Source organism: Shewanella sp. 1CM18E (genome assembly GCF_023161665.1).
In the GTDB taxonomy this organism is placed as follows: Bacteria; Pseudomonadota; Gammaproteobacteria; order Enterobacterales; family Shewanellaceae; genus Shewanella.
The window spans coordinates 41,756-63,492 of record NZ_JALNTW010000001.1 but is presented as its reverse complement, the minus strand read 5'-3'; the positions used below and the strand labels follow the sequence as shown (position 1 = coordinate 63,492).

The window sequence follows — 21,737 nt, the reverse complement described above, 5'->3', positions numbered from 1 at the left end:
CCATGAAAGTTATAGATACTAGTATTCCTGATGTAAAAATTATAGAAGCAAGTGTGTTTGGTGATGAACGCGGTTTCTTTATGGAAACCTGGAATCAAAAGAGATTTGAAGAGCTAGTAACAGGTAAACCTACAAGGTTTGTGCAAGACAACCATTCAAAATCCAAAAAGGGAATTTTACGTGGATTACATTACCAAACTGAGAATACTCAAGGAAAACTAGTTCGAGTTATTTCTGGTGAAGTGTTTGATGTTGCAGTAGATATTCGAAAAGGTTCACCAACATTCGGTCATTGGGTCGGAGAATATCTTTCAGCTGATAATAAGCGCCAGCTATGGGTTCCAGAGGGCTTTGCACATGGTTTTTACGTAACTAGTAATGAAGCTGAGTTTGTTTACAAGTGTACTGACTATTATAATCCTAAGGCCGAGGTCTCTATAAAGTGGAACGATAGTTTACTTCATATCGACTGGCCATTAAACTCTGCGCCAATTTTGTCGGACAAAGATTGTAAAGGAGTTGACTTTAACGAGATTAATTTTTACCAAGATCAAATGAAATTTTAGACATTTGTGAAAAATAAATCATTAATGGCTCAAATAATAAACTTTGTTTTTAAGTGAGCATTTTTTAGTAGTTCACTCGTGCTACTTCATGGGACTAGGTCATATAGCTGTTAAATCGATAATTTCATTTATTATTTAAGTATCTGATATAAATGAATTCATAGTTAGTTTGTAGCAAAGATTAATTCTATTTTTAGTTTATATTTTAATGTGGGGGGAAGAGTGTTAAAAAAATTTTTGTCTTTTTCTACCATAAAAGTTGTAGGCCTTGCACTTTCTGTTTTATATGTTTTTTACTTAGGTAAACTACTTCAACCGGAAGATTTAGGTGTTTATTATCTATCAATTACGCTTTTAACATTTTTAATGGCAGTATCTCGCTTAGGTTTTGATAATTATGTCTTAAAACAAGTATCAATTTACTATAGGGATGGCGACTTCGAAGCAATTGTAAATCTATTAAGTAATGTTAGGTTTAAGATACTGATTATGTCTTTAGTTTTATCTTTGCTTGCATTAAGTTTTCAAGATGTAATTGAATTTTATTTTTTTGATGGTAAAGAACTTAAGGAAAAGTACTATTATATTATAGGGTCATTATTTTTCTACAATATGTCTTATATTTATTCGGAGTCTTGTAAGGCATCTGGTTTCTTAAACTTTTCTATTGTATTGCCAAGCTTACTTTTTCCTTTAATTAATGTGACTGTGCTCTTTCTCGGTGTATTATTGGGTTTCAATGTTTATGATGTAGTTTTTATTTCAATATTAATATCTACAGTATTGATGTTTGTGGTTTCATCAATCTATTATTATATGAGAGTTATCTCATCGGTCAAAAGTCTTTTCTTTACCTATAGAAAATATAATATTGATCGGAGACAGTTGGTTAGCTTTTATTTTATTGCGATATCCAACTTTATTTTTGCAACGATAGATACGATTGTTCTTGGCGCTTTATCGAGTAATTCGGATGTAGGTATTTATAATGTAATCCTAAGGTTTGCTTTGCCTTTTAGCATTACTTTGATTGCAATAAGTAGTATTTATAGTAGCAAGTTTGCAATTATGAATTCTAATAGTGATAGGTTGGGAGTGAAAAGGCTTTATAAAAAGCTGACAAGAGTCTCCTTTTACATAGGAATTATCTATTTTGTTATAATCATTTTTTTTGGGAATGAATTACTCCTTTTTTTTGGTGAGCAATATAGTGCAGGATTCATTCCCCTTATTATAATTGCTTTCGGAAATTTTATTTTGTTAGCTACTGGCCCAAGTGCAATCGTTCTTATGATGTGCGGCTATGAAGGTATGTATAAGAACTTATTATTGGTTTCAGGTTGTTTTAATATTGCAGTTAGCATTTTATTTGTCTCTTACTATGGTCTACTTGGTGCTGCCATTTCTACAATGCTTAGCCTCGTGTTTAAGAATATAGTTTCGTATTTTTTAGTTTATAAGTGTGTGAAAGATGAATGATAAAGAAAATATAAGTAAAAGCGAATTACATGTATTAATTATTTGGGAAGAAGCTAGGTATAAAGAGACTGAAATAATTAATGATCTTTCTAATAATTTTAATGTCAGAGCTAGATATAATATCACCTGGAATAATGGGAATGCATATAAAAATTTCTCTAGGTTTTATGCGATAAAAGCTAGGTATGCAAAAAGTAAAATGAAACATTGCGGCACAGGCGAGTTCATTTTATTAATTGTTGAAGATAAAGAACCAATCTATTCATACCGGAAAACAAATGACGGAGAAGAGTTGGTTAATAAGAGGGTATTTGACTGTAAAGTCAAATATAGAGAATGGACTGGAAATGGTCATAAAATTCATGCAACTAATAGTGTTGAAGAAACCTCTCATAATTTAGCATTAGTTTTCGGTGTTACTTATGAAGAATATTATGCAAAATTGCCAAAAACATTTAAAGAAGAAAGTTTTAAACGCGACTTGATTGGTACTAATGGTTGGGATAACTTCCCTCAATTATTTAATGTCTTAAATAACACATTAGAGTATTGCGTGCTGCGTAACTTTGAAGGTTTTTTTGATAATATGACAAGTGAAGATCATCTTGATATTGATATAATGGCGCGTAATTATGAAGAAGCTCAATTAATACTTAATGGGCGAGAGCTTTACCCTTTTTCTAAACGAGTTGCTAATGAGGTGATTGTATCCGGAGAAAGAGTCAACTTTGATATTCGTACAATCGGTGATGGTTATATGGATAGCGAGTTTTCCGAAAAGTTAATATCTTCAAGATACCTTTTTGAAAATATCTACTTTAGACCTGAAAATAAAATTTATTTTTACAGTCTCTTGTATCATGCGTTAGTTCATAAAGAGCGTATTGCGGCCGACTATGAGAATAGATTTGAAGTTATGGCTAATAACCTGGCTATCTCTGGCATAAAGGAACAAAATGATAAGCTATCCCTGTTAAAATCATATATGGGGGAAAACTGTTTTGAATTCGTTGAACCTAATGATTTGTCAGTGTTTTACAATTTTAAACTAGTAGGTGCTAAATCTAGCTTTAAGCGACATGTTGTAATGAAGTATAGGGCCTTTAAGAAAATGGTTAAAAGGATGGTTACTTTAAATGAAAGGTAAATTGATCGCAGCTCGTAATTATCTTTTTTCTTTTTTTTGGTATTTATTGTATTCAAAGAAATATAAAAGGTATGTTCATAGCATAGGTATAAGTGATTTAAGACCTACAAGAGTTAAGTTTTGGAACCAAAAAGCAATCTTTTTTAAAGGCGTTTATCAAAAAAGAGAAGTATTTATTAAGTGCTATAAAAATCAAGAGAAAATAGGTCGCGAGATTCAACTCGCTAAAGTTATTGGTTCATCGAGTAATGACCATTTATGTAATTTACTGCTTCATGATGTATCACCTTTCGGTGTAACATTATGCTCCTCAATGTTGAACGCGAGCACATTAACCGAGTTTTCGCGTAAAATTACAGAAGATGAGTTGTTCTATGTGAGTAAACAATTTTACGATATATTGATATATTTGAGAGACCGTAAAATTGTTCACTGTGATATTAGACCTGATAATATTATGATAGATAATAACTTGAATGTTACATTAATAGATTTTGAATTTTCAATTGCGCTTAGTATATCTGAATTTAAAAAACACTATGAATATACGTTAGAACGCTTAGTTAATCTAGGTGGGGAGTACAAATTTTCATCTCTTATTTGGGACGATGCGTACTCCTTTAATGAAATTTTAAAAGAGTTAAGTAATAAAAGCAAAATTGATTTAAATCTAATGAATGCCGAATATGTCAGGAAGATTCAAGACATGATTGGTGAGTTTGTCTATGCTCACTAAAATAGCTTTTACAGCTTGTCTGATTGAACTTTTTATTGGTGGCAGCGGTCAAGTTTTTACTATTTTTGGTATCCCTTTAAGGCAGATTTTTTTTGTATTTTTGTTATTATCTTTCTTCCTAGATTTGATTTTATCCAATGATAGTGTGCGTTTCTCAAAGCATCATTTTGTAGTTTTTTTGATGATTTTTGGTGTTTTTCTATTCGCTTTCATTGGCATCATGAAAGGGCATGATCATAATATTATTTTTAATGATGTGTCACCAATGTTGTACTTTTTGATGTTTTTCCCATTTTATTTTTATATGAATAAATGGGATATTAGTTTTACATATATCTATAGAATTCTTTACGTTTCTAGTTTCATTGTTTCAACGTTCGTAATTGTATCGTACTTTGTAATTAAGACTTTTTTTGATGGTCAAGGCTATAGCTACGGAATATTGTTAGAGTCGTGGACTGGTCGGGAGATTTTATGGTTTAGACCTGGTGGCTTTGTATTTTATCCTAGTTTATTTTATGTGTTAGTCACATCAGTAATTATCTTTGGACGTGTATATGATAAGTCAAAGGTCAATTTCTTTGAGTTATTAACCCTTGGTTTAGGTATCTTGGCAATTTTTCTATCAATGACTAAAGGGTTAATACTATGCCTCGCTATTGGCTTTGTTTTGGTTTTGGCCTCTAATAAGTTAAGTTTGAAAAAGTTTTTATTGATTGCAGTAGCGCTGGGTCTTTCATTTTTTATATCACTTTCATATTTAGATTTTTCTAGATTAACAAATTTAGAAAATGATAGGGGGATGGAAAATAGATATCAGGTAATTGATGAGTCCTTGGAAGTTTTAGAACATAGTTACTTAATTGGTAATGGATTCGGGACTGAGCTACCAACTAAAAAACAACACCAAGAGAATTCATATATGGATATACTAGTTGAACAAGGAATTTTTGGTTTATGTTTATATTTATACTTGTTCTATTTATGTCTTGTAGATTTTAAATTTTTGACACACTTTAAAATCGCAATGATAGCTTCAGTTTTGATGTCTTTAACTAATCCATATGTCAACAATCCTATAGGTATTGGGTTTATTTTGATTTTATTGACACTCAACTTAAGGCGTCGTAAAAGTTTCAGTTTATCGGAGGAAAACAATGCTTGAAGTAGGCGCAGTATTTGTCACTTACAACCCTAATTTTGAAGAGTTTAAAAAAAATCTATTGGCAGCTTCATATCAGGTTAGTACTATTGTCATTGTTGATAATGGTTCAGACTTTTTCGACGAAGAAAGTATTGATGAGCTTGTAAAAGGAATAAAAGTAAAGGTTATTATTAATGATGGTAATTTGGGTATCGCTGACGCCCTTAATATAGGCTGCAAATATTTAAAGTTGAAAGGTATTACTCATTCGTTATTACTTGATCAAGATAGCTTGATTACAAATAACTTAGTCGAATCACTGATTAATACTATATCGTGCTCTGATAATATTGCGGTTGTCGGTCCAAAAATTGTTCCAAAAATTTTCGAGAACAATACCGGCGAATTTAGATCAACGTTTATAACTAAATCATCTAGATTCACTTTTAAAAGAACAGTAATAAAAAATACGCCATTGGAAGTTATTTTCAACATTACTTCAGGAAGTTTGATTGATCTTCATGTTTGGGAGGAAACTGGCGAGTTTTGGGCAGGATTGTTCATTGAAGGGGTAGATAATGAGTATGGTTTAAGAATGCAAAAATTTGGGTATAAAGTTGTCATTGATAATAAATCAATACTTTTTCAAGAGTATGGCGCTCAGATAGAAAAGAAAATTTTCGGAAAGAGTTTTTTTCCTACATTTCATAGCCCTCTTAGGTACTATTACCTCTCAAGAAACAAGGTTCATATATTTAAAAAGTACGGATTTAAGTATCTTTATTACTTTTCTTGGGACTTTATTTCAAGTTTAAAGTTGCTTTTTTTATTGGTGTTTTTTGAAGATAAAAAGTTTTGTAAGTTTAAGAATATCTGTTTAGGTATTGCTGATGGAATTAGAGGTAAATATGGCTGTAAATAGTAGCTCTTCAGCCCCCATAAGTGTCATCATCCCTTGCTACAATTGTGAAAATACAATTGAAAGAGCTGTTCAATCAGTTGTTAATCAGACTTGTAGCGTAGCCGAAATTATTCTAATCAATGATTGTAGCCAGGATTCGACCCTTGAAGTTATTTCTTTACTGGAAGTAAAGTTGGGTGTGTCAAATCTGATTAAGATTATTAATTTAGAAAAAAATTCTGGTCCTGGTGCAGCACGGAATATAGGCTGGGACGTTGCTATTGGAGAGTACATTGCCTTTCTAGACGCTGATGATATTTGGCATCCTAGAAAAATTGAAATACAATTCGATGCTATAACTAAAGACCCTGCATGCGTAATCACTTGTCACAATAGCAAAAGAATAAATGGTGAAATAGAATTTCCTGTAATGTACGACTCTGATTCGATAATAACTGAAGTAGAGGAACTAACCTTCGAAAAATTATTACTTAGTAATAAAATCGCTACCCGAAGTGTTATGATCAAAAAGTCGATTGTTGAGCGTTTTTCACCGAAGTATTACGCAGAGGATTATAAACTATGGTTAGAAATAGTTGACGAATATGGTTCTATTAAAAGTTTACAAAGTGAACTTTCGTACTCTTTTGGTGATGACTATTCTGGAGGGTTAAGCAGTAACTTATGGCAGATGCATAAAGGAGTTTTAAGTATATATTTGGAGTTTTTTAGAGCTAATAAAATTGGGAGTTTACGATTTATTTTTTTGATTTTGTTTAGTTTCTTTAAACTTATAGTAAGGTTTGTAAGGCAAAAAGGCGCTTTAAGATGAAAAGAAAAATTGCTTTTGTAACTGCAACTCCAATGACTGCAACCAGTTTTTTGCTGGATTTTTTTAAAGAGTTGAGCAAGGAAAATGAAGTTTTTTTGATTAGCTCATGTAATGATGACCTTGTTATTGAAGGGGTAAGAGTAATTAATGTTAAGATCGAAAGGAAGGTTTCGATATTTCATGACATTTTAGCTCTAATTAGACTGGTTTCTATTTTTAAGAGTTATAGGTTTGATATTGTTCATTCCGTTACTCCTAAGGCTGGTTTGCTTTCTATGGTAGCAGCAACCGTTGCCGGAATAAAGGCTAGATTTCATACTTTTACAGGGCAAGTTTGGGTAAATAAAACTGGGATAAAGCGTTTGACTCTTAAGATTGCAGATAAAATTACTGCTAGTTGCGCTTCTCATATTTTGGTAGATAGTAATTCCCAAAGAAATTTTATCATCACTGAAGGAATAGTAACTTCGAGTAAATCTTCTGTTTTAGCGCATGGTTCGATTTCTGGAGTTGACACTAAACGTTTTTCACCATCAGCAGAAGTAAGGTGTAGTGTTAGGAATGAGCTTTCAATAGAAGAATCTGATTTTTTATTTTTATATCTTGGAAGAGTTAACTCTGAAAAAGGAATTCCGGAGCTTTTAAAAGCTTTTAGCCTTTTACAAACTAGAGTTGCAATCAAAAATTCCGTAAAGTTATTGATTGTTGGCCCTGATGAAGAACAACTTTTAAGTGAAGTTTTTGTAGATGATGTAATTATCTTGGGTTCAACAGGACAGCCTGAAAAATATATGATGGCTGCAGATCTATTTTGTTTGCCTAGTCATAGAGAAGGTTTTGGGACTGTTATTATTGAAGCCGCGAGTTGTGGTATCCCGAGTATAGGTTCGAATATCTACGGAATCCAAGACTCAATTCTTGATGGTTACTCTGGTTTACTTCATAAGGTTTTTGACGCCGAGGATATTTGCGACAAGATGTTTTTTTTCATCGATAATAATGCTGCGCTCAAATCTTATTCATCGCAGGCAAAAGAACGAGCAATAAAGCATTTTGCTTCTTCAAATTTAACTCAAGCGTTAATCTCATTTTATAACACAAGATTATAAGGACTAGAATTTTGAAACGTTGTTTAGATTTTGTAATTTCTCTTTTACTTTTGCTAATGCTTGCTCCGTTACTTATGGTAGTCGGTTTATTAGTAAGAATTTTTCTGGGTAAGCAAGTACTTTTTACTCAAAAAAGACCAGGTTTAAACTCCAAGATCTTCAAGCTTTACAAGTTTAGAACAATGACTGAACAACTAGAAAGTGATGGTTCCCTAAGTCCAGATGAGGTTAGATTAACTAAATTTGGTAAAATTTTGCGTGCAAGTAGCATTGATGAGCTCCCAAGTCTATTAAATGTGATAAAGGGTGATTTGAGTTTGGTTGGACCACGGCCTCTTTTAGTTGAATATCTACCCTTGTATAATACGACCCAGGCCAAACGACATTTAGTTAGGCCGGGTATTACTGGCTGGGCTCAAGTTAATGGTAGGAATGCTATATCTTGGCGCGAAAAATTTGAGCTCGACGTTTGGTATGTCGAAAACCAATCCCTCTTGCTAGACTTTAAGATTCTGTTAATGACTCTGAAAAAAGTTTTTATAAAAGAAGGGATTTCTGCTCACGGTCATGTAACTGTCGAGCCATTTAAGGGAAACAAGTCTGTAAAATGAAAAGTATTGCAATTTTAGGAGCTAGTGGGCATGGAAAAGTGCTTGCGGAAATAGCATTGCTCTGCGGCTATACTTCTGTTTATTTTTTTGATGATAGATATCCAGGGCTTGACAAGTTGGAGTCTTGGCGAGTTATTGGAAACACTGAAGATCTAGTCCTTAGATGCAAAGAATTTAGTGCCGTTTGTATTGGAATTGGTGAGAATAAAATAAGGTTAGCTAAACAAGTATTATTGGAACAAGCCGATGCAAGGATTGTATCATTAGTCCACCCTAATGCTGTTGTTAGTCAATTCGCTCGCATCGAAGCTGGTAGTGTCATCATGGCGTGTGCTGTTGTTGGTTCTTTTTCAATCATTGGTAAAGCCAATATCGTAAACACCGGAGCGACAGTTGACCACGACTGTCGGTTAGACGATGGAGTTCATATCAGCCCTGGTGCGAAGCTTGCTGGCTCCGTTGAAGTAGGTGTGTGTAGCTGGGTCGGTATGGGAGCTTCTGTTTTACAGGCACTGAAGTTAGGAACTAACGTTATAGTTGGGGCTGGGGCTTGCGTCATACACCCTGTTGAAAATAATTCTACTGTCATAGGGTCTCCTGCAAGGCCTATTATTTCTTTACGTTAAATAAAATTAGGAAAAATTCGTGCTTAATACCCCGTTTTCACCATGGCCTGCATTTACACAGGAAGAATCTGCTGCTGTTAGTAGTGTTCTATTATCTAATGAAGTCAATTATTGGACTGGTACAGAATGCCGAGAGTTTGAAAAGGAGTTCGCGATATGGGCTGGCACTGAATATGCTGTCTCGCTTTCTAATGGTACGCTTGCATTAGATGTTGCTTTAAAAGCACTTGGCGTCGGTGTTGGTGATGATGTTATCGTTACTCCCCGTACATTCCTAGCTTCCGTCTCTACGGTTGTCACCGCTGGGGCAACCCCTATTTTTGCTGATGTGGACTTAAATAGTCAGAATATTACAGCAGAGTCGATAGAAGCTGTTTTAACTCCTAAAACTAAAGCTGTTATAGTTGTTCATCTTGCTGGAATGCCTGCTGAAATGGATCCCATAATGGACCTTTCTCGTAAACATGGTTTTTATGTTATTGAGGATTGCGCTCAAGCACATGGTGCTCGCTATAAAGGTCGTTCAGTTGGAAGTATCGGGCATATTGGAGCTTGGTCTTTCTGCCAAGATAAAATTATGACAACAGGTGGAGAAGGAGGAATGGTGACCACCAATGACCGAGAACTATGGTCTTTTATGTGGTCATATAAAGATCATGGGAAGAGTTTTGATTCTGTATATAATAAAAAGCATCCATCTGGATTTCGATGGGTACATGATAGTTTTGGCACCAATTGGCGTATGCTCGAAATTCAAGCTGTTATCGGCCGTATACAGTTAAAGAGAATGTCAAATTGGTCCATGATTAGAAAAAATAATGGGAAAGCAATTGATAATGCAGTTGCAGATTTGAATGTAGTGAGAACCGTGGAAGTTCCACCACACATCGAACACGCTGAATATAAACATTACCTCTTTATACAACCAGAATTCTTAGCTAAGGGATGGACTAGAGATCGTGTTCTCGAAACGATTGTGGCAAATGGAGTGCCAGCATTTCAAGGGAGTTGCTCTGAGGTATATTTAGAAAAGGCTTTTGATAATACCCCTTGGATTCCCAAAAAACCTCTGCCAAATGCAGTAAAACTTGGTGAGACAAGTCTTATGTTTTTAGTTCACCCGACGTTAACTAAAAGTGAATTAAAGAAAAGCTGCGAGGTGATTCGTAATGTTTTGCTCTCGGCTCAAATCTAATTCAGATAATTGTTCTTTAATCTGTATTTCTATTAGTTTCTTTATTGGTATGAAAGCTTATTTTTTATAAAATCTAGCACAGAAACACTGGTGAAGCTGGTTGATTTTTATACATTGATTTACATATATTAATTCTTAGTAGTTATAATTTATGAACCCTTCTAGCAAAATGGAGCAAAAAATGGATTTTTTGCAGTGCTTGTTTTCGTTAAAACGAGTGGAAAAACGAATTGTAAGTGTGTTGATTGACTCGTTGTTTTTAGTCATAGCGTTTTGGGGGGCGATACTCGTTCGTGTCGATGATGTCAGTGTACTCATTAATGGTACCTATTGGTTGCTCATCGCGGGCGTTGTGCCGCTAAGTATTTTAGGTTTCGCAAAGCTTGGCTTGTACCGAGCTGTTTTACGTTACATGGGACTACAGGCACTAACGGCAATTTTGTTAGGGGTGCTAGTTTCAACCGTAAGCTTAGTATTGTTAACTTACTATTTTGAATCGCAGCTTCCTAGAACAGTACCGATTATATATGCCGCATTCTCAATAGTATTCATTGGTGGTACGCGCACTATGGTGCGGGCGTTTGTTGGTACAGGAATGAAGCGCGTCGGTGAACCCGTGATTATATATGGAGCCGGTGTAAGTGGTCGCCAACTGCTAACGGCCTTGGTTCAAAGCCATGAATATTACCCTTTCGCTTTTGTCGATGATGATACAACACTGCACGGTACAGTAATTCAAGGGGTACATGTACACTCGCCATCGATTATGCGTAAATTGATTAGAGATAAGCAGGCAACCAAGGTGTTGTTAGCCTTGCCTAGCGCTTCAAGAGCGCGCCGTAAAGAGATTCTACTCTCTTTAGAGCAGTTAGCTGTACAGGTACTTACATTGCCTGCAATGGCTGACCTAGTCAGCGGTAATAAGCTTTATAGCGATATTAAAGAGGTCGAGATTGATGATCTGCTGGGGCGTGATAGTGTAAAGCCTCGTGAAGATTTAATGACGGCCAATATCAAAGATAAAGTTGTTATGGTCACTGGTGCCGGTGGTTCTATTGGCTCAGAGCTATGTCGTCAAATTATTAAACAATCACCTAAGAAATTGGTTTTGTTTGAACTGTCAGAATTTGGTTTATATTCCATTGAGCGAGAACTATCCGCTCTGGCTTTAAGTTTAGGATTAGATATTGAAATCTATCCTATGCTGGGCTCTGTTCAAAGAAAAAACCGTATGGCTGCAGTGATGGGAGCATTTGAGGTACAAACCGTTTATCACGCTGCAGCTTATAAACACGTACCATTAGTTGAACATAACGTTATAGAAGGTATTAGAAACAACGTGTTTGGCACTCTCTACACTGCACAAGCTGCAATCGCCGCTAAGGTTGAAACATTTGTGCTTATCTCTACCGATAAAGCGGTTCGTCCAACTAACGTTATGGGGACAACTAAACGCTTAGCAGAGCTAGCGCTGCAAGCTTTAGCTAATGAGTCACATTCAACCCGTTTTTGCATGGTTCGTTTTGGTAATGTGCTTGGGTCATCAGGTTCTGTTGTTCCATTATTTAGAAAGCAGATTGCATCAGGTGGTCCTGTAACCGTAACGCACCCAGAAATCACTCGTTTCTTCATGACTATACCTGAAGCCTCACAATTAGTTATTCAAGCTGGTGCAATGGGTAAAGGTGGGGATGTATTCGTTCTAGACATGGGTAACTCAGTCAAGATCGTCGACCTTGCTGCAAAAATGATCCGCTTGAGTGGATTTGAAGTTAAAGATGATATTAATCCTAAAGGTGACATCAGTATTGAGTATAGCGGCCTTCGTCCTGGCGAAAAGCTATATGAGGAATTATTGATCGGTGATGATGTGACAGGTACGGATCATGAGCGCATCATGACTGCTAATGAGCAATACCTGCCTTGGCAAGAGCTTGAGGTTATCCTTAATAAACTAGACTCAGCATGCCATCAGTTCCAACATGAAGCGATTAGAGATATTTTGCTTAGTGCTCCGACAGGCTTCAATCCAACAGATGGGATCTGTGATTTAGTTTGGCAGCAACGCACAGAAGAAGCAGTATTAGAGACTGAAAATAAAAAAGTTGTCTCAATAGTCTCTTAACTAAATTTGCTTGAACCCTGAAAGCCAGCTCATTGAGCTGGTTTTCTTGTTTTTAAGCCATACTGATTTAGCTTAATTACTCTACTGAGGTTGTAATCTGAGTCATAAATAAGATTTCGGCTCATCTAATAATTGTTTGCATATAGTTTAATTGTGTTTATTGGTTGGTGTTTCTTTTGAAAAATATTACTAGTAACCAAACTGCTACCAAAGGGATCGTATTAGCTGGTGGTGCAGGCTCTCGACTTTATCCAATCACGCGTATTGTATCGAAGTAGCTATTACCTGTTTATGACAAACCGATGATTTACTGCCATTATCTGTTCTGATGTTGGCGATTTTGGTGTACAGCTGACTTTTGCTATTCAGGAAAGGCCAGAGGGTATTGCTCAGGCATTTATTATTGCGGAAAGCTTTATCGGCAATAGTAACGTATGCCTTATTTTGGGAGATAATATCTTCTATGGGCAAGGTTTTACTCAATTGTTAAATTCTGCTGTTAAGTGTAGATCTGGCGCCACCATTTTTGCTTACCAAGTAGATCAAGCAGAAAGGTTTGGGGTTGTTGAATTTGATAAAGACTTTAAGGCGCGATCTATTGAAGAAAAGCCTGTACAGCCTCAATCAAATTGGGCAGTGACGGGACTTTATTTTTACGATAGCAAAGTGATAAGTATTGCAAAGAACTTAAAACCATCAGCCCGAAAAGAGTTAAAGATCACTGATATCAACCAAGCTTATCTGCTGTTGGGCCAACTAAAGGTTGAAAAGTTAGGTCGTGGATTTGCTTGGTTAGATACAGGTACATTTGATAGCTTGCAGCACGCATCATCTTTTGTGCAAACGATTGAAACAGTTCAAGGTTTAAAGGTTGCTTGCTTAGAAGAGATTGGCTGGAGAAGTGGTTGGTTATCCAGTGCTGATATTATTCGACTAGCAAAATCGATGGCGCACAATAGTTATGGGCAATATTTACTTAATTTGGTTGAAGGATAGTGATGAGATTTTGTGATGAGTAAAGTCATATTAGTCGCGGGCGGCTCAGGTTTTATTGGGTCGGCATTGATACGGTTTTTGATTGCTCACACAGATAATAGAGTGATTAATCTTGATAAACTTACTTATGCTAGCAATGAAAATAGCTTAGCAGAACTAACATCTTTAGAGCGCTATTCTTTCATTCATGGTGATGTTTGCGATCGCGCTTTAATCGTTAGACTGTTCAAAGAGTATCAACCTGATTGTATCATGCACTTAGCTGCAGAAAGTCACGTTGATCGCTCAATCAATGGTTCTGGTGAGTTTATGCAAACCAATATTATTGCTACATATACGTTACTTGAAGTCGCTCGTGAATATTGCGCCTCTCTCAGTACTGGACAAAAAGAGTGTTTTCGTTTTCATCACATTTCAACCGATGAGGTGTACGGAGACATCGAGGGTGATGGGCTATTTTCTGAAGCAAGCCGCTATGATCCTAGCTCTCCCTATTCAGCGAGCAAGGCTGCATCTGATCATTTAGTTCGTGCTTGGCATAGAACTTATGGCTTACCTGTAGTTGTGAGCAACTGCTCTAATAATTATGGCCCTTTTCAACATAAAGAAAAGCTTATCCCGCAAACGATACTCAATGCGGTTCAAGGTAAGCCTATTCCTATTTATGGCAATGGTTTGCAAGTTCGTGACTGGTTATATGTTGAAGACCACGTAAAAGCGCTTTATTGCGTATTAGTTAATGGTGCCATTGGGCAAACATATAACATTGGTGGAAGTTGTGAAAAACACAATATCGATGTCGTTAATGCTATCTGTGATTTGTTAGAGGAATTAGTACCGAGTAGTCCTAATTCATTAAAATCTCAAAGTAATATTAGCGGATTTAAGGAACTGATTACTTATGTAGATGATAGGCCAGGGCACGATAAACGGTATGCAATTGACTCTACAGAAATTCAAAAAGAGTTAGGATGGAAGCCTTTAGAGTCGTTTGAGTCAGGGTTACGCAAAACGGTAGAGTGGTACATCGCTCAAGAAAACTCGTTATTTAAAGGCTAAAATATAATAGCCAGTCGTCATGAGTATAAGCTCATTAAAGACCTTGGTTACGCTCGGTTTGGGAAGCTTGAGTAAATGGGTTGTACAAGACTTTTTTATGATTGAGTGGTATTTTACGCGGATATTATTTTTTAAGGTTTTAAGATGAAAATTGCTATAGCTGGAACTGGCTACGTTGGCCTTTCAAATGCGGTGCTATTGGCTCAAAACAATAGCGTTGTTGCAGTTGATATTATCTCTGAAAAGGTGGAGATGATTAACCAAGGCTTATCACCTATAGCTGATGCCGAGATAGAAGATTATCTACAAAATCAAAAGCTAGATTTAACGGCGACACTTGATAAAGAACTAGCGTATCAAGATGCCGATTACGTGGTTATAGCTACACCGACAGATTACGATACTGAAACAAATTACTTCAATACAGGGTCAGTAGAGGCTGTTATTCAGGATGTATTAGCGATAAACCCCAATGCAGTTATGATCATTAAGTCTACAGTACCTGTAGGTTACACTGAGTCAGTTAAGCAGAAGTTTAATACGCAAAATATTATTTTTTCTCCGGAGTTTTTACGCGAAGGCCGAGCGCTTTTTGATAACTTGCATCCTTCACGTATCATTATTGGTGAACGTTCCGAGCGGGCAGAAGTATTTGCTAACTTACTTAGCAATGCCGCAGTCAAAGAAAACATCGATATTCTTTATACAGATTCTACTGAAGCCGAAGCGGTTAAACTATTTTCAAATACTTATCTTGCGATGCGTGTAGCATATTTTAACGAACTAGATAGTTATGCTGAGTCTCACGGTTTAGATTCGCGCCAAATTATTGAAGGTGTAGGGCTAGACCCACGTATTGGTAGTCATTATAACAACCCATCTTTTGGTTACGGTGGCTACTGTTTACCTAAAGACACTAAGCAGTTACGCGCTAACTATCAGGATGTCCCGAATAGCTTGATAAGCGCAATTGTTGACGCAAACTCTACCCGCAAAGACTTTATTGCAGATTCGATTATTAAAAAACAACCAAAAATCGTGGGTGTTTATCGACTCATTATGAAGTCAGGCTCTGACAACTTTAGAGCATCTTCTATTCAGGGCATTATGAAGCGAATAAAAGCTAAAGGTATTGAAGTCGTGGTATTTGAGCCGGTATTAAACGAGCCAGACTTCTTTAACTCACGTGTTATTGAAGAGCTTGCAGAGTTTAAAGCGGTGTCAGATGTCATTGTATCTAACCGCATGGTAGATGAGCTGGCCGATGTTGCTGGTAAGGTTTATACCCGCGACTTGTTTGGGTCGGATTGATTGCTGAGAAGGTCCTTGGCTTAAGGAAAAGCAGGTTCTAGGTAAAAGCTAAGACGGAAAAGCGGAACGGCCTTTGGCCTTACGGATAACGGAACGTTCGCTGGCTCACTTACAGAACGTTTTGCTGACGGTTAAAGCCTAACATGGCGCTGCGCTTCTTAAGCTAAAAGCTAAGAAGGTCCTAGGAAAAGTAGATTCTAGGTAAAAGCTAAGACGGAAAAGCGGAACCGCTTTTGGCCTTACGGATAACGGAACGTTCGCAGGATCACATATGGAACGCTTTGCTGACGGTTAAAGGCTGAGACGAATAAGCAGAAATTAGAAGATAATAAGAAAGGTTACTGGTGGCGCTTGGGCTTTTTACTTTCCTAGTAGAGCTGAGACCGTCCTAGAACCTTTTTTAACAAAAGAGATTTTTATGAAATATTTAGTAACAGGTGCAGCAGGTTTTATTGGCTCAAAAGTAAGTGAGCGCTTATGTGCTTCAGGTCATGAGGTTGTTGGTATTGATAATATCAACGATTACTACGACGTAAACTTAAAACTGGATCGCCTTAAAAACCTAGAGCCACAGGCTCTTTTTTCATTTCAAAAGTTAGACTTAGCCGACCGAGATGCCATTGCTACACTGTTTGCTGAGCAAGGCTTTGATAGAGTGATCCATCTAGCAGCGCAAGCCGGCGTACGTTACTCTATTGATAACCCAATGGCTTATGCAGATAGTAACTTAGTTGGACATTTAACTATCCTTGAAGGTTGTCGTCAGCATAAAATTCAACACTTAGTATATGCCTCGTCAAGTTCTGTTTATGGCCTGAATTCTAAAATGCCATTTTCTACTGATGACAGTGTTGATCATCCTATCTCACTATATGCTGCAACTAAAAAAGCCAATGAGTTGATGTCGCACACTTATTCTCATCTCTACGGATTGCCAACAACTGGACTTCGCTTCTTCACTGTCTATGGGCCGTGGAGTCGTCCAGACATGGCCATGTTAAAATTCACCAATAAGATAGTGAAAGGTGAAGCTATTGATGTTTATAACCACGGTAATCTAAGTCGCGACTTCACTTATATAGATGATATCGTTGAAGGTATCATTCGTATTCAAGATAGCATTCCTGCCCCGAATCCAGATTGGAATGCTGATGAAGCAATACCTGCAACGAGTTCTGCGCCGTATCGAGTATTCAACATTGGTAATGGAAGCCCGGTTAAGTTAATGGACTATATCTCTGCACTTGAAAAGTCGTTAGGTATTGAAGCCATTAAGAACATGATGGATATGCAGCCAGGTGATGTACATTCAACTTGGGCTGATACCGAAGATCTATTCAAGACGGTAGGTTATAAGCCGCAAACCAGTGTTGAAGATGGCGTCCAGAAGTTTGTTGAGTGGTATAAAGAGTATTATTTGAAAAGCTGAGAAGATTAAAAGCTAAGAAGGTCCTAGGGAAAGCAGGGCCTAGGCTTTAGGAAAGCTGATTCTAGGCTTTTATGTTGGCATTTATGCCATCAGCTCTTTTGGTATATGTATAATGTTGATGGGCTAAAACTTATAAAGCGGAACGGCCTGTGGCCTTACGGAACGCTTCGCTTACGGTTAAAGGCTGCGCTTCGAGGACGTGACTACGTCACTGCGAGAGCGTCACGTTGCGACTTCTAGATTCTAGGTTAAAGCTAAGAGGGTAGAAGCTGAGATGGAAAACGGCCCGGCCTCTTCGGCCTTACGGAATACTTCGTCTTTGCCTTTGCCTTTGCTTGTGATTCTTTTAAGCTTATACCGTCAGCGCATCGTTTTGTGAGTGAGCCTGTGAACGTTCCGTCTTCCGTGAGCGAAGCACCCTAGAATCTAGAACCTTCTTTAAACTTTAATAAACATGATGAAACTATTACCGACTTTAATTCCAGATGTACTGTTGTTCGAGCCGCAAGTTTTTGGCGATGCGCGTGGCTTTTTTATGGAAACCTTTCGTCAATCTGAGTTTGAATCTTTGTTTACTCAGGCTGGTTGCGTTTGCCCGACTTTTGTTCAAGAGAATATGAGCCGCTCTCAAAAACATGTGTTACGTGGCTTACATTACCAAGTGCTGCAAGCTCAAGGTAAGCTTATCCGTGTGGTTGCAGGTAGTATTTTTGATGTTGCGGTAGATATTCGCAAAGATTCAAAAACATACGGGCAGTGGTTCTCGCAAGTACTCTCGGCTGACAATAAGCTGCAAATGTATATTCCGCCAGGCTTTGCTCATGGGTTTTATACCTTAAGTGATTATGCTGACATTATTTATAAGTGTACCGATTACTATGCGCCTGAATTTGAGCAAACTTTGGCTTGGAATGACCCAGAGCTTGCTATTGATTGGCCAATAGAGCAGGGCATTGAGCCGATACTTTCCGACAAAGATAGAGTGGCAATGACCTAGCACTCTATACATTTCTTGTCGTTGTTCGTTAGTCTTATCTTTGTTGCTTTAGCGCTGTTTCTAATGCGCTAAAAGCACTGCCTCGATTTATCCCATCTTTCCCCCAAAATTGCTGGCTTACATCTTTATATACCTGTCTATACAGCTCTGTTTGCCCACTAATTGCTTGAGGTTGTAGCTGTTCAAGTAATTGCTCAAAACTTTCACATATTGGTGCAAACTCTGGCAGTTTGTTGGCGTATTCGTACATGTCGCGGCAATCTTGTAAGTAATCTTGCTCGTCAAAGCGGTAGAAACAGATTGCAGTATCAAGTGGCAACGCGTCGATAAATAGCGATGAATAATCGGTAATCAGTAGGTGTATTTGCCCTAAAATACCGTAAACATCTTCCAGATGAGAGATATTGACAATGTTCGGAAAGTCGACAAAGTCAGCAGCTAATGCAATCTCATTAGGGTGTAAGCGCAGCAGTAATATTTGATTATTTTGTACAAGGTGGTCTGACAATTTTTGCCAATCAAAAGCTTGTAAATATGGATTGTTTTGTTGCTTATTATCCCGCCATGATGGCGCATAAAGAATGTATTGCGGCGGTGTAACTGAACTGGAGTTTGTACCTGTCACTGAGTCATTTATTAGGTAACCTAAATCAGTTTGCTGCTTCGGATAGCTGTGATAGTAGTCGGTTCGTGGATTCCCCGCGCGCACTAACGCAGAGCTTTGAGTGTTATCTGAAGCTAGCTCTGTTGAATGCGCACCAATATTGGGGGGGAAGTCTGTAACACTGTCATTGATGTTGGTAGGGAACAGCCTAAAAGCACTACTGAAAATGTCATCCATCAGTGGACTCGGGCTTAACATTAAGTCCGGTTTGATAAGTTGTTGGTGACTGATTAACCATTGTTTAAACTGGTTAAGTCTGCATTGAGGATTAAACACCTCTGCCATTGGCCCATTATTGATATCAAACTCAATTTTTTTCATTGGTAAACCGTGCCACAAATTGATTTTGGTGGCACCGTTAGCAAACCATTGGTTTATATCACCAATGTAACTGTTGTAAAAATAGTACTTTGCACTGAGGCAATGGAATATCCCTTTTGGAGACCAACGATAATAGGCTTCTTGGCCGAATTCAGTCCGTTGGCGTACAACGTCTTTATTGCCGCTAATCCAAATGGCGCGGATAAATTGATTGTGTTGCCAATGTAAGTATAGATATTTGCTGTTATCGCTAAAGCTATCTTTATAGCTACCAAATACGGCTTTATGGTTACTTCGCGGAAAAACAGCCACTAAGGTATAAATTAGCTTTCTTACGCAGGCCTTTAAGTAATCCGTTACTTTTAATTTATGTCTTAGTGTTAATGCCATTATTCGCTTCTTTGTTATTTGTTTGCTTTATTATTGGGCGTACAGGGGTTATTTGTGTCCTGTATGTTTTCCTCTTGTACACGAGGCTTTTTAGCTAAACTGTTTTTGATTTCAGTCGATGAGATCTCACCAGTTCTGTCTAAGTAAACAACGTCACATAACAGACGCAGTTCGTCAAACTCGCCGCGCCAATCATCTCCCATCCCAAATACGCTTACGTCGTAGCGGCAAATATCTTTAGCCTTTTGATCCCAGCTGCTTTCAGGTACTACCATATCAACGTATTGGCATGCTTCGACAATCTCACTGCGCTGCAGGTAACTGAAAAAAGCCGCTTTGCCCTTTTTGGCGTTAAACTCATCAGTCGACACTGCCACAATCAGTTTATCGCCTAATGCTCTGAGGCGTTTAAATAAGCGAACGTGACCGTAATGGAATAGATCGAATGTACCGTAAGTGATAATTGTCTTCATAACGATATTCTCCTGTGCGCTATTGTTTCATTTTCTATGGCTAACATATTGTTAGTTAATGTTATTGCGGTTTAAATTCAAGTAATGTTTGCCTGTGTTTTAGTATGTTTTGCGGACTTAATAGGCGATAGTTTTGTGACCAACTTCATTAGCTGTTGCTTGGTGGTCAGCTGGGCAAACTCTGCTTCAATAAGTTGTTGTTCTTCTTCTGGAATGTTACTGCTATCTTGTAACTGCAGTGGGCCATATACCCCAAAAGCAGTTGACTGATCAGAATTGAGCTCCAACTGGTTCAGATTAAACAGGCTGGTATCAAGAGACTGAGTCGTTTCATTACTCTCTGATGCTGCTTGATTGGTTTGTTGTTTGTGCTCGTTATCCTTTATTATTTGTGCTGAACGCTTAAATGGATTACAACCTAGCAAGTTCAGTTTGCCGCGCACAACGAACATTAATTGAGGTAGCCGGCTGATAAATGGCGAGCTTAAATTTAGACGCCAGCTTGAATATGTTTTTGCATCAACGGTTAGTAATTCCGTATATAACGGCTGCTTACGGTTATGCAGTAATGCCGCGATTAATAATAAAGGGCTAATTAGCAAAGCGCTGATCAACATTACAAGAGCTATGGCTTGTTCGGTTGCACTGACTTCAGTGTTATCAACGTGAGAATTTTGGTTTCTTGCTAGCAGGCTTTTATCATCTAGCTTGATATAGCCGCCAGTATTAACTGAGATCAGTAATGAGTTGCAGATTATCGCATTGCTTACATTTAGGTTTTGGCCAACATAGCTGTCATCTAAAATAATGCAGTTTTTAAGGTTACAGTTTTTGTCGACTAAACAGTTTCTCCCCACCACGATGTTTTGCTGCATAGTAACGCTTTCATCAATCCAGCTATTATCCCCAATCACGCCCCAAGCATTTTGATTTCTTAGTTGACCTGTTTTAGTTTTTGCGCCGACATAAAAACCGCAACCTTGGCTTGCAGCACTTAAAAACCGACCTTGCGGACTACTACCAATCACTTTGGCGATTGCCATTGCCTGGTTTGCCTGTACGTAGTTATCTAAGCTGTTCAGCATAAAGCAGTCACCGTGCAGCACTTGGGTTACGCTATCGCAATGTATTTTTTCGATGAGTTGCTCACTAGGTGGCAATGGCCAATTCATTGCACTGGTGTGGGCCGCTGCCGCTGGTAACATCATTAGCCCTGCATTTTGATTATTGATTTTTGCTATGACTAAACTAGCGGGCATTTGTTGACTGAAAGCAACAAATGCCTTAATGCTTGGGCTACGCAGAATATCGGCGCGAGCCAGCAAGATAGATTGGGATTTACCAAGCGCCATTCGTTTGAGTACTTCAGATGCAAGCTCTTGCTCGCGACTTAAAAAGTAATCTACGCTCAAGCCCCAACGCTCGCCACTACCAATTAATGCTTTGAGTTGACTAACTTGAGTAGATACAACAAGCTTGACCTGTTTTACACCGGCCTCGGCTAAGTCTTCTAAGGTGTACTCAATAACACTTTTATTGCTAACAGGTAGTAATGCTGGGCAGTATAAGCTGTTTAAAGGCGTTAATTCTGCGCCATTACGGTTTGCAAATACGACTGCTTGCATA

The 21,737-nt window shown here is 37.6% G+C and carries 19 protein-coding genes and 1 pseudogene; 17 read left to right on the top strand and 3 right to left on the bottom strand.

The features are described 5' to 3' along the window. Positions 1-2: 2 nt before the first annotated feature. The 17 genes and pseudogenes from rfbC (MSG37_RS00275) to rfbC (MSG37_RS00195) all read left to right on the top strand — a co-directional run bounded on the left by rfbC (MSG37_RS00275) (position 3) and on the right by rfbC (MSG37_RS00195) (position 18,263). The gene (rfbC, locus tag MSG37_RS00275; RefSeq protein ID WP_248468589.1) at positions 3-566 is read left to right on the top strand and encodes a dTDP-4-dehydrorhamnose 3,5-epimerase; all 564 of its coding nucleotides are present in this window, start codon (positions 3-5) and stop codon (positions 564-566) included. 222 nt (positions 567-788) lie between these two features. Continuing rightward, complete coding sequence (locus MSG37_RS00270) at positions 789-2,045, top strand: oligosaccharide flippase family protein (RefSeq protein WP_248468588.1); 1,257 nt, start codon at positions 789-791, stop codon at positions 2,043-2,045. Beyond that, a complete protein-coding gene (locus MSG37_RS00265) occupies positions 2,038-3,192 on the top strand; it encodes a hypothetical protein (RefSeq protein ID WP_248468587.1) in 1,155 nt (384 codons plus the stop codon). Before MSG37_RS00270 ends, MSG37_RS00265 begins: the two co-directional genes overlap by 8 nt. Further along, a complete protein-coding gene (locus MSG37_RS00260; protein ID WP_248468586.1) occupies positions 3,182-3,928 on the top strand; it encodes a protein kinase in 747 nt (248 codons plus the stop codon). The genes MSG37_RS00265 and MSG37_RS00260 overlap by 11 nt, the downstream gene beginning before the upstream one ends. After that, complete coding sequence (locus MSG37_RS00255; RefSeq protein WP_248468585.1) at positions 3,918-5,093, top strand: O-antigen ligase family protein; 1,176 nt, start codon at positions 3,918-3,920, stop codon at positions 5,091-5,093. Before MSG37_RS00260 ends, MSG37_RS00255 begins: the two co-directional genes overlap by 11 nt. Further along, complete coding sequence (locus tag MSG37_RS00250) at positions 5,086-5,994, top strand: glycosyltransferase family 2 protein (protein WP_248468584.1); 909 nt, start codon at positions 5,086-5,088, stop codon at positions 5,992-5,994. Before MSG37_RS00255 ends, MSG37_RS00250 begins: the two co-directional genes overlap by 8 nt. Then, positions 5,963-6,805, top strand: a complete 843-nt coding sequence (locus MSG37_RS00245) for a glycosyltransferase family 2 protein (RefSeq protein WP_248468583.1) — start codon at positions 5,963-5,965, stop codon at positions 6,803-6,805. Before MSG37_RS00250 ends, MSG37_RS00245 begins: the two co-directional genes overlap by 32 nt. Next, a complete protein-coding gene (locus MSG37_RS00240; protein WP_248468582.1) occupies positions 6,802-7,914 on the top strand; it encodes a glycosyltransferase family 4 protein in 1,113 nt (370 codons plus the stop codon). The genes MSG37_RS00245 and MSG37_RS00240 overlap by 4 nt, the downstream gene beginning before the upstream one ends. An 11-nt stretch (positions 7,915-7,925) precedes the next feature. After that, positions 7,926-8,525, top strand: coding sequence for a sugar transferase (locus MSG37_RS00235; RefSeq protein WP_282446533.1), 600 nt, complete (start codon positions 7,926-7,928; stop codon positions 8,523-8,525). Further along, on the top strand, positions 8,522-9,151 hold the full coding sequence (locus MSG37_RS00230) for an acetyltransferase (RefSeq protein ID WP_248468581.1): 630 nt from the start codon (positions 8,522-8,524) through the stop codon (positions 9,149-9,151). The genes MSG37_RS00235 and MSG37_RS00230 overlap by 4 nt, the downstream gene beginning before the upstream one ends. 19 nt (positions 9,152-9,170) lie before the next feature. Further along, positions 9,171-10,346 carry a DegT/DnrJ/EryC1/StrS aminotransferase family protein gene (locus MSG37_RS00225; protein WP_248468580.1) on the top strand — a complete coding sequence of 392 codons (1,176 nt, stop codon included), beginning with the start codon at positions 9,171-9,173 and terminating at the stop codon, positions 10,344-10,346. Positions 10,347-10,527: 181 nt separating this feature from the next. Beyond that, positions 10,528-12,471 (top strand): nucleoside-diphosphate sugar epimerase/dehydratase, encoded by a 1,944-nt coding sequence (locus MSG37_RS00220; protein ID WP_248468579.1) that lies wholly within the window; start codon positions 10,528-10,530, stop codon positions 12,469-12,471. Positions 12,472-12,647: 176 nt separating this feature from the next. Then, positions 12,648-13,467: pseudogene (locus tag MSG37_RS00215) on the top strand (sugar phosphate nucleotidyltransferase). 15 nt (positions 13,468-13,482) lie between these two features. Then, complete coding sequence (rfbB, locus tag MSG37_RS00210) at positions 13,483-14,526, top strand: dTDP-glucose 4,6-dehydratase (protein WP_248468578.1); 1,044 nt, start codon at positions 13,483-13,485, stop codon at positions 14,524-14,526. A 144-nt stretch (positions 14,527-14,670) separates the two neighbouring features. Then, a complete protein-coding gene (locus MSG37_RS00205) occupies positions 14,671-15,837 on the top strand; it encodes a nucleotide sugar dehydrogenase (protein WP_248468577.1) in 1,167 nt (388 codons plus the stop codon). A 418-nt stretch (positions 15,838-16,255) separates the two neighbouring features. Continuing rightward, positions 16,256-17,266, top strand: coding sequence for an NAD-dependent epimerase (locus MSG37_RS00200; RefSeq protein WP_248468576.1), 1,011 nt, complete (start codon positions 16,256-16,258; stop codon positions 17,264-17,266). Positions 17,267-17,723: 457 nt separating this feature from the next. Beyond that, complete coding sequence (gene rfbC / locus MSG37_RS00195) at positions 17,724-18,263, top strand: dTDP-4-dehydrorhamnose 3,5-epimerase (protein WP_248469114.1); 540 nt, start codon at positions 17,724-17,726, stop codon at positions 18,261-18,263. A 34-nt stretch (positions 18,264-18,297) separates the two neighbouring features. Here rfbC (MSG37_RS00195) and MSG37_RS00190 read toward each other — a convergent pair whose 3' ends face one another. The 3 genes from MSG37_RS00190 to MSG37_RS00180 all read right to left on the bottom strand — a co-directional run bounded on the left by MSG37_RS00190 (position 18,298) and on the right by MSG37_RS00180 (position 21,736). Next, a complete protein-coding gene (locus tag MSG37_RS00190; RefSeq protein WP_248468575.1) occupies positions 18,298-19,638 on the bottom strand; it encodes a CDP-glycerol glycerophosphotransferase family protein in 1,341 nt (446 codons plus the stop codon). A gap of 14 nt (positions 19,639-19,652) precedes the next feature. Next, entirely contained in the window at positions 19,653-20,111 is a 459-nt protein-coding gene (locus tag MSG37_RS00185) for an adenylyltransferase/cytidyltransferase family protein (RefSeq protein WP_248468574.1), read from the bottom strand. A 77-nt stretch (positions 20,112-20,188) separates the two neighbouring features. Next, a complete protein-coding gene (locus MSG37_RS00180; protein ID WP_248468573.1) occupies positions 20,189-21,736 on the bottom strand; it encodes an NDP-sugar synthase in 1,548 nt (515 codons plus the stop codon). Position 21,737 lies beyond the last annotated feature (1 nt).